The organism is Klebsiella sp. RCJ4 (assembly GCF_009025755.1).
In the GTDB taxonomy this organism is placed as follows: domain Bacteria; phylum Pseudomonadota; class Gammaproteobacteria; order Enterobacterales; family Enterobacteriaceae; genus Klebsiella; species Klebsiella michiganensis.
On record NZ_WCIN01000042.1, the window covers coordinates 242,126 to 256,313 of the forward strand.

Here is a 14,188-nt window from a genome sequence, read left to right on the forward strand (position 1 = left end):
CGCTGAACCCGTAGCCCGGGCAAGGCGCTTTGCGCCGCCCCCGGGAGCGGTGTGCAGTACGGCTGGATTTCCCGGAAACGATGCTGCATATCAGTAAGGACGACAAAAACAAAAAAGCCTGCTCGTTGAGCAGGCTTTTCGAATTTGGTCGGTGATAGAGGATAACTCGCCACTACGTGGCTCGCCCTGCGGGCCGTTGCTGACGCAACGTTCTCTCGCTCCGCTCGAGTCGAACCTCTACCCCCGGAGGTTCTCATCCTCACAAACTTCAGGTGCAAAAAAGCCTGCTCGTTGAGCAGGCTTTTCGAATTTGGTCGGTGATAGAGGATTCGAACCTCCGACCCCTTCGTCCCGAACGAAGTGCGCTACCAGGCTGCGCCAATCACCGAATGCGGGCGCATCTTACTGCTGCGATACACACCCGTCAATGCCTTATTATGAAAAAGTCGCTCAAGCGGCGAGAAACTCGCCACTCTGCTACTCCTTCTTCGCCGCAGCGTCAGGAACGTGGCACCAGTTGTTATATTGGTTAATCCCGCCGTCCGGCGAAGTATAGCCAAGGCAGCCCATAATAGTGTCATACAGCTCTACGTGACGACGCGGCACCTTCATGGCCGCCTGCTGCTTCAGGTGCGCAAAAGAAGCTGCGTGGTCGGGCGACGCCAGATACTTATCCGACATCCACACCAGCATCGGCACGCGGAACTGCTCCGGCGGCGCCATCTTGCGCGGCGTACCGTGCAGGTGTTCGCGCTCGTTGATAGACTCGCCGTGGTCGGCCGCATAGAAAACAATCGCCTTCTTGTCCCGCAGCTGATCCAGCACGCTGACGATAAAGTGATCGACGTAGGTCACGCTGTTATCGTACGAGTTAATCAGCTCAGCCTTCGAGCATTTATTATCGACGCCGACGCACTCCGGCTTCCACTGCGCAAAGCTGCGCGGATAGCGCTGGGTATAGTTAAAGTGCGATCCTTTGGTATGCAGAATGATCAGGTGCTTACCATTGGGATTCTTCGCCAGACCGCGCTTCATTTCATCCACCAGCAGCATATCGTCTACGCTCTTGCCGCGGTTACTCGGCTCAGCGCCAATCTGCTCGCGATAGGCGATATTGTTCGCCATCGTGTTGCTATAGAACCACATCTCGCTCTGCATGGCGTACAGGTTGCCGCTAAAGCCGAGCTGGTGCAGGACGGCAAAGACGTTCTGTTCTTTCAGCGTCCGCTGCGGGTTATCATCCGCCCCGCCCTGACGAACGAACATACAGCGCAGCGACAGCTTAGTAGCGGTATCGCAGGAGTATCCGCGGAAAGCGACCAGGTTTTTCTCCTGCGCCAGCTTAGGCGTGGTATTGCGGCTATAGCCCAGGATGCCCATATGGTCCCAGCGGGTGGTTTCGCCGATGATAAACACCACGTAAGTATCATCCAGCCCTTGCGGCTCAACGTAGGTGAATTTTTTCGCCGGATTGATCAGGGATTTATTATCGGAAGACTCGTCCACCTGCGCCCACGCGTAAAGCCCCAGCGCTGATAGCCAGTTAGACGGCAGATAGGAGTTAGCCACCACCCCGCCATAGCTTGGCAGATCGACTTCGGAACTGCGCTCAAAGTTCTTCTGACGAACCTCCAGCAAGCGAATAGGCCCCCAGACCATCAGGCCAGCCAGCAGCACGATAGTAATATTCTTCATCCGCTGGCCGGGCGTACGAATTTGACGCAGCAGGGTGAAGCGACAGCGGTTGCTCCAGATAAGCACCAGCGGCAGCGCGCTCATCAGCACCAGCCAGAGAATCAGGTGCCAGCCGATAACCTCTCTGGACAAGTCGATGTCAGTGGTCATCACCGAGGCAATAATCCCGTAGCCGATCACCACGTTCAGGAAGGTCATGTAATAGCTGGCGGCGGCGGAGAAGAGTACGACGATGGTCGCGAGAATACGCCAGACCCGGCGGCCAAACAGCGACAAAATACGCAGCAGAAAGAAGGTGACCAGAAAGGTCCCTATCAGCTCAACTGCACCTGAGAGTCCTTTCCAGATGGTAAACTCCTGAGCGTACCCCTCGAAGCGGCGGAAGAATACGGCAGCGTTCATAAACCAGCCGATGTACAGCGCCAGCCAGATACTGAGCTTCAGCTGCGTCATCGTTTTAATGTATTTCATGCAAAAAACCTGGAAAACGAAGAGATAAAACCGCCCGACTTAAGCGATATAAGTAAGCAGGTTAATAAAGTGCGTTTAGCTTGGTTATAAGAAACCTCTACAAAGCGCGATAAGTAGACCACAGCGGAAGGAAAAAGTATCAGGAGGGAATGTGATCCAACCAAACATTTACAAAACATTTGGTTGGATTGGCACTATTAGCTTAGGTAATTAATCATCGGGGCCGGGATAACACCCGGTTTCAGGCGTGAGCCTGGTGGTAAATTTCACTTTTCGGCTGACGAATCGTTGTCGAAAGCGCCAGAGAGAGAATCAGCAGCGCAAAGATGACGCAGAAGGTCACGTAGAAACCGCCGAACAGGGAAGCAATCAGCGAACCGCAGATGCTGCCGATACCAAAGCCGAGATAAATCACGCCGTAGTTTTTCGCCAGGTTATTGAGGCCAAAGAACTCGCTGACCAGCGACGGGAAGACGGTAATCGTACCGCCGAAGTTAAAGGCCACGCAGGCGATAGCGGCGAAGAACGTCATGGCGTTCAGCGGAGCGAACAGCAGCGCCGCCATACCGATAAGCGAGACAACCTGTCCGATGGTAATCACCCGGATGCGGGACATTTTATCGGACAGAATGCCCAGAACCAGGCGCCCGCTCAGGTTAGCGATAGAGATCACCGTCACCGCGTTGGCGGCCGTCGCAACATCGAGATGCACCATCCCCTGGGCGATATCTTTCGCCACGCCAATCACGTACAGGCCGCTCATGCAGGCGGTCAGGAACATCACCGCCAGCATCCAGTACTGAGGTTTACGCATCGATTCGGCGAGGGTGAAGTCATTTTCGACGACGCCGTTGTTGGCGGTAGCGGTGTGGTTCGGCGCGTCTGTCATCAGCGTCGCGCCAAAAACGATCATCACCAGCACGATAGCGCCCCAGATAATAAAGGTTTTTTCCAGGCCGACCGTCGCCAGCAGATGGGAGTCAATAAATTTAAAACCCAGGCTGCCAAGCCCGTAAGCACCGATGGAAAAAGCCGAAATCAGTCCCTTACGTTCCGGGAACCATTTGACGCAGTTCGACAGCGTCAGCAAATAGCCAGCACCGTCGGCCAGCCCAACCAGCAGACCCGCGCTCAGCCACAGCATCATCAGGCTGTTTGAATGCGCGGTAAGGAAGAATCCGAGGCCCAGCAGGACGCCGGAAGCCATGGTGACGCGTTTAACGCCGAAACGTTCCTGTAATTTACCTGCCACGGATGAAGAGAGCGCCAGGCCGAGGCTTAACAGGCCGAATGAAAACGCCACCTGGCTTACCGGTTCGTCCAGCTTGGCGGAAAGCGAACTATTGAACAAACTCCATGTATAAACCGATCCCAGCGCAAATTGCGTAATGATAGTGCCGAGCAGCGTAAGCCAGCGGGTGTATTGACGGTTTGCAGCGTTCATAGCAGTTGTCCTGAATAATTAACTGCCGCCACCATAACGAAGTCCCCTGTAAGTCTGGGGAAAAAAGGCATGAGCTGCCGCTACCGCGGAATGAAATGCATTAAAGGCGGAATGAATGGCATTGCAAAACATTCACGCCTTAACGATTTATCGAAAAGTTAGTGACCGCTACCGCTGGAATATGCGTCATTACTGTAATGATAAAGTAAATTAAACGTATCAACTATGCTACATATTTAGCCTGAATAACTCGAGTGGCAAATGGCGGCATGCCGCAGCCCCATCCGGGTGAGGCTCAGGGATGAGCCGAATCACAAGCGCCGCCAGCGTATCCGCAATAAATTAAAAATTGGCGCTCACGCCCATTAAATAAAGATAGTTTGCCCCGGTGGGTAAATTGTCCGCCTGGGATAGCGCCGCCCAGGCGGCAAGATGAGAGTTGAGCGACATATCTGCGCCCAGCGTCACGTCACGCCAGGCACCGTCCTGCGCGCGGTTCGCCCCGCCGAAATCCGTCGTCAACTCCTGGTTATAGCTCACCTGAGCCCACGGATGTACGCCCCATAGCTTCTGATAATCGACCCGCCAGCCCAGCGTATTCACGTAGCCGGTTCCGGCCGCATTGCGGGTAAGCGGCGGCGACGTCAGATCGGAATGTAAACTGGCGACCGGGCCGGACGTCATCCCCTCGGTCAGAGAGAAATTCCAGCCGACGCTCATACCGCGTGCGCTATCCACCGGAGAGACCGCCTGATTAAACGCCAGTCCGGAAGGATCGTCGGACGCATTTATCCGCTCCGCGAGAATATCTTCATAGCGCGGTTGGTGATCGCTGTCCCATGTATAGCGTTCCGCAGTATTACTTTTTGTATCGATAGCGATATATTCCTGTTGCCAGGCATTCGCCCCGGCAACACACGACGCCCAGACGGATACGCACGCCGGGACCAGGAATACCCGGAGGCCATTGCATTTCTTTATTATCATTAATGCGACTCCAAAAAGAGCCGAAACGGCAAGGTTGCTGTGTTTTTTTTTATGGGTGTCCTATCCCTGCTTGGGGAATAATAACCCTGTATTAACTATTATCTTTATCTTTCAGCCGTCAAGTTGAACGACTGAGTTTTTATCACAAAAGGGAGAGACAGATGCAACGTTGCGGATGGGTCAGTCAGGATCCTTTATACATTGAGTACCACGATAAGGAGTGGGGCGTTGCTCAAAAGAATCCCCGCAAGCTGTTTGAGATGATTTGTCTCGAAGGCCAGCAGGCCGGACTGTCGTGGATCACCGTGCTGAAAAAGCGTGAAAACTACCGCCGCGCTTTTCACCAGTTTGATCCGGTTCGCGTCGCGGCAATGGACGAAGAAGACATTGAACGTCTGGTTCTCGACGCCGGTATTATTCGCCATCGCGGTAAAATTCAGGCCATCATCGGCAACGCCCGCGCCTTCCTGGCGATGGAAAAAAATGGCGAACCTTTCGCAGATTTCGTCTGGTCATTCGTCGATAATCACCCCCAGGTGACGGCCGCCGCCACGCTGGCGGAGATCCCGACAACCACCCCGGCTTCTGACGCATTGTCGAAAGCGCTGAAAAAACGGGGCTTTAAGTTTGTCGGCTCCACTATCTGCTACTCCTTTATGCAGGCCTGCGGTCTGGTCAACGACCACGTCATCGACTGTTTCTGTCGCTCAGGAGGCCAGGATGATTCGTAACTGGGACGCTAACGAAACCGGCCCGCTGCTCGAGCTGTGGCTTGAGAGTACGATCCACGCGCATCCGTTTATCGCCGAAAGCTACTGGCATGACAGCCTGGCGATAGTGCGCGACGTTTACCTGCCCTCCGCGCAAACCTGGGTATGGGAGCAGGACGGCGTGCTGAAGGGTTTTATCAGCGTGATGGAGTCACGCTTCATCGGCGCGCTGTTCGTCGCGCCGGATGCCGCCAGGCAGGGTATCGGCAGCGCGCTGATCGGCGAAGTCAAAAAACACTACGGTTGGCTAACCCTTGAGGTATACCAGAAAAACGTTCAGGCGGTGAATTTCTACCATGCGCAGGGCTTCCGCATTGAAGACTGCGCATGGCAGGATGAAACCCAGCATCCGACCTGGATTATGCATTGGTCGGCGGATCAAATGCCGTCAGCGTAAGCTCGGGCCCGGTATACTTTTCCAGCCAGGCCAGCGCCGTATTTCCGGCGCAGCCGTTACCCAGCCGCGATGTCGGAATATCTTTGGTCAGCACGTTCACCGCACCGTTTTTGCAGATCCCCACCTGAGGGTCGAGATCGGGCCATGCTCCTTCGTGCAAGCAGATAACCCCGGGACGAATGCCGTCGGTCACTACCGCGCCGGCCAGTACCTGGCCGCGTGAATTCCATACCCGCACCAGATCGCCATCGGCGATATTGCGCGCCTGCGCATCGCGCGGATGAAGGGTTAACGGTTCACGGCCCGCCACCGCGTACTGTTCGCGCAGCGGCGTATGGTTGAGCTGGCTGTGGAGGCGGTGCGCCGGATGCGCTGACAGCACCTGGAGCTGGCCTTCCTGCGCATTGCCGTGCCATTCGTCCGGCTCCAGCCACATCGGGTGCGGCGGGCAATCCGGATAAGCAAACCCGGCGATGGTCGGCGAGTGTATCTCAATTTTACCGCTGGCGGTTTTCAGCGGATTCGCCTGCGGATCGGCCCTGAAGGCGGCAAAGCGGGCGAAGCGCGCGTTTTCAGGGTTCTCCGGCATTTCAATCAGCTGATTATCCTGCCAGAACCGGGCGAACGGCGGCAGCGTAACCTGCTGCGCCGCCCCGCGCTGGGCGGCAATCTGGTAAAACGTCTCCAGCCACTGCAGATCGTTTTTACCCTCGGTGAAGCGCTCCCGCCCGCCCGCTTCCCAGCGCTCGCTGAGGTCGGCGAAGACCTCGAAATCATCGCGCGCTTCATCGCGCGGCGCGACCACCCGCTTCATCGGCACCAGATGCTGGTTGCTGTAGTCGCCGGTCATGGTCATATCGTTGCGTTCAAATGAGGTCGTCGCGGGCAGCACGATATCGGCATGGCGCGCCGCGGCGGTCCAGAAGCATTCGGAAATGACGATAAGCTCCGGTTTTTGCCAGGCGCGGATCAGTCGGTTGGTATCCTGATGGTGGGTAAAGTTGGCGCCGCCCGCCCACCAGATAAAGCGGATATCCGGGAAACGGCGTTCCATACCGTTATGTTGATAAGACGCTCCGGGGTTTTCCAGCGCTTCAACGATACGCGCGACCGGGATTTTTTCCACTGCATCGGTCCCGCCCGCCACGCTGCCCTGCATTGAGGCCAGCACCGCCGCGCGGCGCGTAGGGTTGCCGCCGTTGGCAAAGTGATAGGAAAGGCCAAAGCCCCCGCCCTGGGTGCCTATCTGGCCGAGCATGGCGGCAAGGGTCACCAGCATCCAGTGTTTTTGTTCGCCAAACTGCTGGCGCTGCATTCCCCAGCCGGACATCAACATGGTGGTGTTTTCGTGGAAAAGTTGTGCCAGTTCGCGAATTTTCTCCGCGCTAATGCCGCAGATCGCCGCCGCCCATTCCGCCGTTTTTGCCGTTCCGTCGCTCTCCCCGGTCAGATAGCGGGCGAAAACGTCATAGCCGCTGGTGCAGTGGGCCAAAAACGCGTCATCCTGCCAGCCGTTTTCCACCAGCGTATGGGCGATACCGAGCATCAGCGCCACGTCGGTGCCCATATGCGGGGCGATCCACTCCGCCGCGTCGCCAAAGAATTCCGCCGTTTCCGATCGCATGGGATCGATGCAGATCACCCGCTTCCCGCTCTGACGCAGACGATCGAACCACGGGATGCCCTGCTCATCGGAAGCGTTCCAGGCAATTTTTAGCGTATTTAATGGGTTAGCGCTCCACAGCACCACGACATCGCTATGTTCCAACACCATTGGCCAGCTGGTCTGCTGCTGATAAACCTCATTACCGCCAACCACGTATGGCATGATCGCCTGGGCCGCGCCGGTGGAATAATCGCCCAGATGCCCGGTATAGCCGCCCGCCAGGCTCATATAGCGCTGGAGCAGCGTCGCCGCTTTGTGCAGCACGCCATTTGAGCGCCAGCCGTAGGAGCCCGCAAAAATCGACGCCGGGCCGTAGCTTTCGCGAATGCGCCGGTGCTGGGCGTGAATCAGATCCAGCGCCTGCTCCCAGCTCACCCGCACAAACTCATCCTGCCCGCGCACGCCTTGTGGGCTTTCTGGCGAGGCGAGAAATCCCTTACGCACCATCGGATAACGTACGCGGGTTTTGCTATGCACCTGATCGCGCACTGCGGTTTGCAGCGAGTTGGGGAAAGGGGTATCAAGCGCCCCGCGCGAAGAGATGACGTTCTCGCCATCGGTTTCGACCAGCATTGGCCCCCAATGGGCTGCGGTCAGGATAGTTTTGGTAGCAGATGAGGTTGGCAATGCGGGCTCCTGGTCAGCGATAGCAGGTGTGGTGACGGCACGTTATTCAGCCGTTCAATGTTATTTACAAATTGAGATGCTCTCTGCGGAATTTTCTCCGGTTTCGGGCGTCATAATCAACCGTCACGGTCGCTGTGGCAAAGAATAAAAAGGATTAAGGAAATAAGATGAAAAAACGCGTACTCATGATTGCGGCTGTCGTTAGCGGCGCACTGGCCATTTCTGGCTGTACCACCAATCCCTATACCGGGGAGCGCGAAGCGGGTAAATCCGGGATCGGCGCGGGCATTGGTTCGTTAGTCGGCGCAGGCGTTGGGGCGCTCTCCTCTTCCAAACATGACCGCGGCAAAGGCGCGCTGATCGGCGCAGCGGCCGGCGCGGCGCTGGGCGGCGGCATCGGTTACTATATGGACGTGCAGGAAGCGAAGCTGCGCGAGAAAATGCAGGGAACCGGCGTAAGCGTGACGCGAAACGGCGACAATATCGTGCTGAACATGCCGAACAATGTGACCTTCGACAGCAGCAGCGCCAACCTGAAACCCGCGGGCGCCAATACCCTCACCGGCGTGGCGATGGTGCTGAAAGAGTATGAGAAAACCGCCGTTAACGTAGTGGGTTATACCGACAGCACCGGCAGCCAGGATCTGAACATGCGCCTCTCTCAGCAGCGCGCGGAGAGCGTCGCCAGCGCGCTTATTACCCAGGGCGTGGCGGCTAATCGCATCCGCACAACCGGTATGGGCCCGGCGAACCCGATCGCCAGCAACAGCACGGCGGAAGGCAAAGCGCAGAACCGCCGCGTTGAAATTACCCTCAGCCCGCTGCAGTAATGCCCTCTTTGCCCGGCGACTCGCCGGGCAAAATGCTTGATATAGCGAATTTTCGCGCTAAGGTGTGTGCAGATTTCAGCAAAGGAAGCCACCATGGCGAAAGCGGCGCGAGCAACCATTAGCGATGTGGCGAAAGCCGCAAAGACCGGCAAAACCAGCATTTCACGCTATCTGAACGGCGAGAAGCATCTGCTTTCCGACGATCTGCTGGGGCGCATTGAAAAAGCCATTGCCGAGCTCGACTATCGTCCCAGCCTGATGGCCCGCGGCCTGAAGCATGGCCGCACCCGGCTGATCGGCCTGATCATCGCCGATATCACCAACCCCTACTCCGTCAACGTGCTCAGCGGCATTGAAGCCGCCTGTCGCGAAAAAGGATTTACCCTGCTGGTATGTAATACCAACAATGAGCTGGACCAGGAGCTGCACTATCTCGACCTGCTGCGCAGCTATCAGGTGGAGGGGATCGTGGTCAACGCGGTCGGGATGCGCGAGGACGGCCTCAACCGCCTGCAGCAGTCGGCGCTGCCGATGGTGCTTATCGACCGCAAAATTCCGGAATTCGCCTGCGATGTCGTCGGCCTCGATAATACCCAGGCCGCCACCACCGCCACCGAACACCTGGTGGAAAAGGGCTTCGAAGCCCTGCTGTTCCTTAGCGAACCCCTCGGCTCGGTCAATACCCGCCGCGAGCGCCTGAGCGCGTTTCGCCAGACCCTCCTGCGCCATACCGGTATTGTCGCGGAAAACGCCGAAGTACCGTTGAACGATGGCGCGATGCTGGATAACGTCCTGCGTCACTTCCACTCCCACCATCGCGGCATGCGCAAGGCGGTGATTTCCGCCAACGGCGCGCTGACCCTGCAAGTGGCACGCTCCCTTAAACGCGTTGGCCTGATTTGGGGCAGCGATATCGGCCTGCTGGGCTTCGATGAACTGGAGTGGGCCGAGCTGGCGGGCGTGGGGATCACCACGCTCAAACAGCCGACCTGGCAGATTGGCTTCGCCGCCGTCGAGCAGGTGGTGCGTCGGATTGAAGGCAGCAACGACCCGGTCTGCGAACGGGTGTTTTCCGGCGAGCTGATCGTCAGAGGCTCCACCTCCCGCTAACGATCCTTCGTGATGGCGATCATAAATTAGACATCCTGGCCTTTGCTTTGGAACCGATACCATCTAGCGTAATAAACAACGCATCAGATTATCGTCGGGAGTATTGGGATGGCCAGAAAGATTATTGTCGTTACCGCCGCGTACGGGAATGACCATGTTAAAGCGCTGGGCGGGCAGTCCGCCGTCCTGCCGTTTATCGCCGGTTCCGGCGCCGACGGCGTAGAGATCCGCCGGGAACTGTTCAGCGCGGATGAGCTGAACCGCCTGCCGGAACTGGCCGCCGATATTGAGCGCCGCGGCCTGCTGGTTTGCTATTCCGCGCCGGAAGCCCTGTTTACCGCAGACGGCTCGCTCAACCCGCGCCTCGCCGACTTTTTGCAGGAAGCGCAAACCCTTAACGCATTGTGGCTGAAGCTCTCGCTGGGCCGCTTTACCCACCAAAACGATCTGGACACCCTGCGCGATATCCTGCGCGAGAGCGGCATGGCGCTGGTGGTGGAAAACGATCAAACCGACTGCGGCCAGCTGGCGCCGATGCAGCGCTTCAAGGCCGCCTGTCGGGTTAACCAGCTGCCGATCACCCTCACCTTTGATATGGGCAACTGGCTGTGGGTTGGCGACTCGCCGGAAGAGGCCGCGCGCCACCTGGCGCCTGCCGTCAGCTATATTCATGTAAAGGCGGCTGAGCCGCACCATTCGCAGTTTCGCGCCGTACCGCCGGATGAAGCGTCCGGGCGCTGGCTGGCGCTGCTCGACAATCTGCCCGCAGATGCCCCGCGCGGGATCGAATTTCCGCTGACTGGCCATGACCTGACGGCCGTGACCCGCCGCTACGTCAACCTGTTACGCGAGGATTAAGTTATGCAAAAAGCTTTAGATGTCATCACGATAGGCGAAGCCATGGCGATGTTTGTCGCCACCGAAACCGGCGAACTGGCTGAAGTAGAACATTTTATGAAGCGCGTGGCGGGCGCGGAACTGAACGTCGCGACCGGGCTGGCCCGCCTCGGCTTAAGCGTCGGCTGGGTAAGCCGCGTCGGCGCGGACAGCTTTGGCCGCTTCGTCCTCACCGCGCTGGCGAAAGAGGGGATCGACGCCCGCGGCGTGAGCACCGATGGCCGCTACGCTACCGGCTTTCAGCTGAAATCTAAAGTCGAAAATGGAACCGATCCCATCGTGGAATATTTTCGCAAAGGCTCTGCCGCCAGCCATCTGTCGCCGGATGATTTTAACGAATCATACTTCGCCAGCGCCCGTCACCTGCACTTAAGCGGCGTAGCCGCCGCGCTGTCGGAAAGCTCATACGCCCTGCTGGACCGCGCGGCGCGCACCATGAAAGCGCAGGGAAAAACGATTTCGTTCGACCCCAACCTGCGGCCCACGCTGTGGAAAAGCGAAGCCGAGATGGTCGAGAAGCTTAACCGCCTTGCGTTTCAGGCCGACTGGGTTCTGCCAGGGTTGAAAGAAGGCATGATTCTGACCGGCCAGCAAACGCCGGAAGCCATTGCGGACTTTTATCTCAGCCACGGCGTTCGCGCGGTCATCATAAAAACCGGCTCCGATGGCGCCTGGTATAAAACCGCCGACGGCGAACAGGGGGCCGTTGCGGCGATAAAAGTGGATAACGTCGTCGATACCGTTGGCGCCGGCGATGGCTTTGCCGTCGGGGTGATTAGCGCCCTGCTGGAAGGAAAACCGCTGCCGCAGGCGGTGAAACGCGGAAACAAAATCGGCTCACTGGCCATTCAGGTCCAGGGCGATAGCGAAGGCTTACCCACGCGTGAGGCGCTGGGCGAGTAAGCAGATTCAGCACAACGTCAGGCCGTTCTGTACCCTACATGCAGCGCGGCGTAACGGATCTTTTCTATGATGAGCGTCACCTCACTCACAGAGGCAAACCTATGAATAGTTCGACGAATGCAACAAAACGCTGGTGGTACATCATGCCTATCGTGTTTATCACGTATAGCCTGGCATATCTCGACCGCGCTAACTTCAGCTTCGCTTCGGCGGCCGGTATTACTGAAGATCTGGGGATCACCAAAGGTATCTCCTCCCTGCTGGGGGCGCTGTTCTTCCTCGGCTACTTCTTCTTTCAGATCCCCGGCGCGATTTACGCCGAACGCCGCAGCGTACGCAAACTCATTTTTATCTGCCTGATCCTGTGGGGCGCCTGCGCCTCGCTGACCGGGATGGTGCACAATATTCCCGCGCTGGCGGCGATTCGCTTTATTCTCGGCGTCGTCGAGGCCGCGGTCATGCCGGCGATGCTGATTTACATCAGCAACTGGTTTACTAAATCTGAACGCTCTCGCGCCAATACCTTCCTGATCCTCGGCAACCCGGTGACGGTGCTGTGGATGTCGGTGGTGTCCGGTTACCTGATTCAGGCCTTCGGCTGGCGGGAAATGTTTATTATCGAAGGCGTTCCGGCGGTGATTTGGGCCTTCTGCTGGTGGGTGCTGGTAAAAGACAAACCTTCGCAGGTCAACTGGCTGGCGGAAAGCGAAAAAGCCGCGTTGCAGGAGCAGCTGGAGCGTGAACAGCAGGGAATCAAACCGGTGCGCAACTACGGCGAAGCCTTCCGCTCGCGCAACGTTGTCCTGCTGTGCATGCAGTATTTCGCCTGGAGCATCGGGGTTTACGGTTTCGTTCTGTGGCTGCCGTCAATTATCCGCAGCGGCGGCGAGAATATGGGCATGGTCGAGGTCGGCTGGCTCTCATCCGTCCCCTATCTGGCGGCGACCATCGCGATGATCGTGGTCTCCTGGGCCTCCGATAAAATGCAGAACCGCAAGCTGTTTGTCTGGCCGCTGCTGCTGATTGCCGCCTTCGCCTTTATTGGTTCCTGGGCCGTTGGCGCCAACCATTTCTGGGTCTCTTATACCCTGCTGGTGATTGCCGGCGCGGCGATGTACGCCCCCTACGGACCGTTCTTCGCCATCATTCCTGAGATGCTGCCGCGCAACGTCGCCGGAGGCGCCATGGCCCTGATTAACAGCATGGGCGCGCTGGGTTCGTTCTTCGGCTCATGGTTTGTCGGTTACCTGAACGGCACCACCGGCAGCCCCGCAGCCTCGTACATTTTCATGGGAGTGGCGCTTTTCGTCTCGGTATGGCTTACTTTGATTGTTAAGCCTGCTAATAATCAAAAACTTCCGCTCGGCGCACGTCACGCCTGAAACCTTAACGCAACGGAGAACCGCATGAAGCCGTCAGTCATTCTCTACAAAACGCTTCCCGACGACTTGCAACAGCGTCTGGAACAACACTTTACCGTCACCCAGGTGAAAAACCTGCGTCCGGAGACCGTTTCACAGCACGCCGACGCGTTCGCTGAAGCGGTAGGTCTGCTGGGTTCCAGCGAAAAAGTCGATACCGCGTTACTGGAGAAAATGCCCAAGCTTCGTGCGACCTCGACCATCTCCGTCGGCTATGACAACTTCGACGTCGATGCGCTGAATGCGCGTAAAGTGCTGCTGATGCACACCCCGACGGTACTGACCGAGACCGTCGCCGATACCGTGATGGCGCTGGTATTGAGCACCGCGCGTCGGGTGGTTGAGGTGGCTAACCGCGTGAAGGCCGGCGAGTGGACCAAAAGCATCGGTCCGGACTGGTTTGGCAACGATGTGCACCATAAAACCCTCGGTATCGTCGGGATGGGGCGTATCGGGATGGCGCTTGCCCAGCGCGCCCACGCGGGCTTTGGTATGCCGATCCTCTACAACGCCCGCCGCCAGCACCCTCAGGCAGAGGAGCGCTTTAACGCCCGCTACTGCGATCTCGATACCCTGCTGGAGGAAGCGGATTTTGTCTGTCTGATCCTGCCGCTGACCGATGAGACTCATCATCTGTTCGGCAAAGCGCAGTTTGCCAAAATGAAGCCCTCGGCCATCTTTATTAACGCCGGGCGCGGCCCGGTGGTGGATGAGAAGGCGCTGATTGCCGCACTGCAGGAAGGTGAAATTCATGCCGCCGGCCTCGACGTTTTCGAACAAGAGCCGCTGGCGAAAGACTCCCCGCTGCTGAATATGCCAAACGTGGTCGCCGTGCCGCATATTGGCTCGGCCACGCATGAAACCCGCTATAACATGGCGGCCTGCGCGGTGGATAATCTGATTGATGCCCTGAACGGCAACGTTGAGAAGAACTGCGTGAATCCGCAGGTGAAGTGAGAAGTGAAAAAAG

The 14,188-nt window shown here is 57.6% G+C and carries 12 protein-coding genes, 1 tRNA gene and 1 other RNA gene; 8 read left to right on the forward strand and 6 right to left on the reverse strand.

From position 1 onward, the window contains the following. Positions 1-145: 145 nt before the first annotated feature. From F8562_RS21940 to F8562_RS21960, 5 genes are all read right to left on the reverse strand, one after another. Positions 146-277, reverse strand: a non-coding RNA gene (locus F8562_RS21940) — RtT sRNA. Between the two features lie 34 nt (positions 278-311). Continuing rightward, positions 312-388, reverse strand: a tRNA-Pro gene (locus tag F8562_RS21945). Positions 389-477: 89 nt separating this feature from the next. Beyond that, a complete protein-coding gene (gene eptB, locus F8562_RS21950) occupies positions 478-2,166 on the reverse strand; it encodes a kdo(2)-lipid A phosphoethanolamine 7''-transferase (protein WP_014227190.1) in 1,689 nt (562 codons plus the stop codon). Positions 2,167-2,407: 241 nt separating this feature from the next. Beyond that, complete coding sequence (locus tag F8562_RS21955; protein ID WP_014227191.1) at positions 2,408-3,610, reverse strand: MFS transporter; 1,203 nt, start codon at positions 3,608-3,610, stop codon at positions 2,408-2,410. Between the two features lie 342 nt (positions 3,611-3,952). After that, positions 3,953-4,597, reverse strand: a complete 645-nt coding sequence (locus F8562_RS21960; RefSeq protein ID WP_014227192.1) for a lipase — start codon at positions 4,595-4,597, stop codon at positions 3,953-3,955. Between the two features lie 161 nt (positions 4,598-4,758). On the opposite strand from F8562_RS21960, the gene tag reads away from it, so the two are divergent. Continuing rightward, a complete protein-coding gene (gene tag / locus F8562_RS21965) occupies positions 4,759-5,328 on the forward strand; it encodes a DNA-3-methyladenine glycosylase I (RefSeq protein ID WP_014227193.1) in 570 nt (189 codons plus the stop codon). Next, positions 5,318-5,764, forward strand: a complete 447-nt coding sequence (locus F8562_RS21970; protein ID WP_004137819.1) for an N-acetyltransferase — start codon at positions 5,318-5,320, stop codon at positions 5,762-5,764. The genes tag and F8562_RS21970 overlap by 11 nt, the downstream gene beginning before the upstream one ends. Here the strand turns inward: F8562_RS21970 and F8562_RS21975 are convergent. After that, a complete protein-coding gene (locus F8562_RS21975; protein ID WP_014227194.1) occupies positions 5,727-8,057 on the reverse strand; it encodes a molybdopterin guanine dinucleotide-containing S/N-oxide reductase in 2,331 nt (776 codons plus the stop codon). The two genes, F8562_RS21970 and F8562_RS21975, sit on opposite strands and share 38 nt — an antisense overlap. Positions 8,058-8,224: 167 nt before the next feature. Between F8562_RS21975 and F8562_RS21980 the strand changes: the two genes are divergently transcribed. The 6 genes from F8562_RS21980 (at position 8,225) to ghrB (ending at position 14,175) form a co-directional block, all read left to right on the forward strand. After that, positions 8,225-8,887, forward strand: a complete 663-nt coding sequence (locus tag F8562_RS21980; RefSeq protein WP_004855336.1) for an OmpA family lipoprotein — start codon at positions 8,225-8,227, stop codon at positions 8,885-8,887. Positions 8,888-8,980: 93 nt separating this feature from the next. After that, positions 8,981-9,997, forward strand: a complete 1,017-nt coding sequence (locus F8562_RS21985; RefSeq protein WP_004855337.1) for a LacI family DNA-binding transcriptional regulator — start codon at positions 8,981-8,983, stop codon at positions 9,995-9,997. A gap of 108 nt (positions 9,998-10,105) precedes the next feature. Beyond that, positions 10,106-10,855: a sugar phosphate isomerase/epimerase family protein gene (locus tag F8562_RS21990; protein WP_004855342.1), complete on the forward strand. Its 750-nt coding sequence runs from the start codon at positions 10,106-10,108 to the stop codon at positions 10,853-10,855. Between the two features lie 3 nt (positions 10,856-10,858). Then, complete coding sequence (locus F8562_RS21995) at positions 10,859-11,797, forward strand: sugar kinase (protein ID WP_004855344.1); 939 nt, start codon at positions 10,859-10,861, stop codon at positions 11,795-11,797. A 101-nt stretch (positions 11,798-11,898) separates the two neighbouring features. After that, complete coding sequence (locus tag F8562_RS22000; protein WP_004855346.1) at positions 11,899-13,179, forward strand: MFS transporter; 1,281 nt, start codon at positions 11,899-11,901, stop codon at positions 13,177-13,179. 24 nt (positions 13,180-13,203) lie between these two features. Continuing rightward, on the forward strand, positions 13,204-14,175 hold the full coding sequence (ghrB, locus tag F8562_RS22005; RefSeq protein ID WP_009652700.1) for a glyoxylate/hydroxypyruvate reductase GhrB: 972 nt from the start codon (positions 13,204-13,206) through the stop codon (positions 14,173-14,175). Positions 14,176-14,188 lie beyond the last annotated feature (13 nt).

Bases quoted from the DNA above. Each gene is read 5' to 3' on its own strand.
- eptB (WP_014227190.1), bottom strand. From the start codon at position 2,166: ATGAAATACATTAAAACGATGACGCAGCTGAAGCTCAGTATCTGGCTG.
- F8562_RS21955 (WP_014227191.1), bottom strand. From the start codon at position 3,610: ATGAACGCTGCAAACCGTCAATACACCCGCTGGCTTACGCTGCTCGGC.
- F8562_RS21960 (WP_014227192.1), bottom strand. From the start codon at position 4,597: ATGATAATAAAGAAATGCAATGGCCTCCGGGTATTCCTGGTCCCGGCG.
- tag (WP_014227193.1), top strand. From the start codon at position 4,759: ATGCAACGTTGCGGATGGGTCAGTCAGGATCCTTTATACATTGAGTAC.
- F8562_RS21970 (WP_004137819.1), top strand. From the start codon at position 5,318: ATGATTCGTAACTGGGACGCTAACGAAACCGGCCCGCTGCTCGAGCTG.
- F8562_RS21980 (WP_004855336.1), top strand. From the start codon at position 8,225: ATGAAAAAACGCGTACTCATGATTGCGGCTGTCGTTAGCGGCGCACTG.
- F8562_RS21985 (WP_004855337.1), top strand. From the start codon at position 8,981: ATGGCGAAAGCGGCGCGAGCAACCATTAGCGATGTGGCGAAAGCCGCA.
- F8562_RS21990 (WP_004855342.1), top strand. From the start codon at position 10,106: ATGGCCAGAAAGATTATTGTCGTTACCGCCGCGTACGGGAATGACCAT.
- F8562_RS21995 (WP_004855344.1), top strand. From the start codon at position 10,859: ATGCAAAAAGCTTTAGATGTCATCACGATAGGCGAAGCCATGGCGATG.
- F8562_RS22000 (WP_004855346.1), top strand. From the start codon at position 11,899: ATGAATAGTTCGACGAATGCAACAAAACGCTGGTGGTACATCATGCCT.
- ghrB (WP_009652700.1), top strand. From the start codon at position 13,204: ATGAAGCCGTCAGTCATTCTCTACAAAACGCTTCCCGACGACTTGCAA.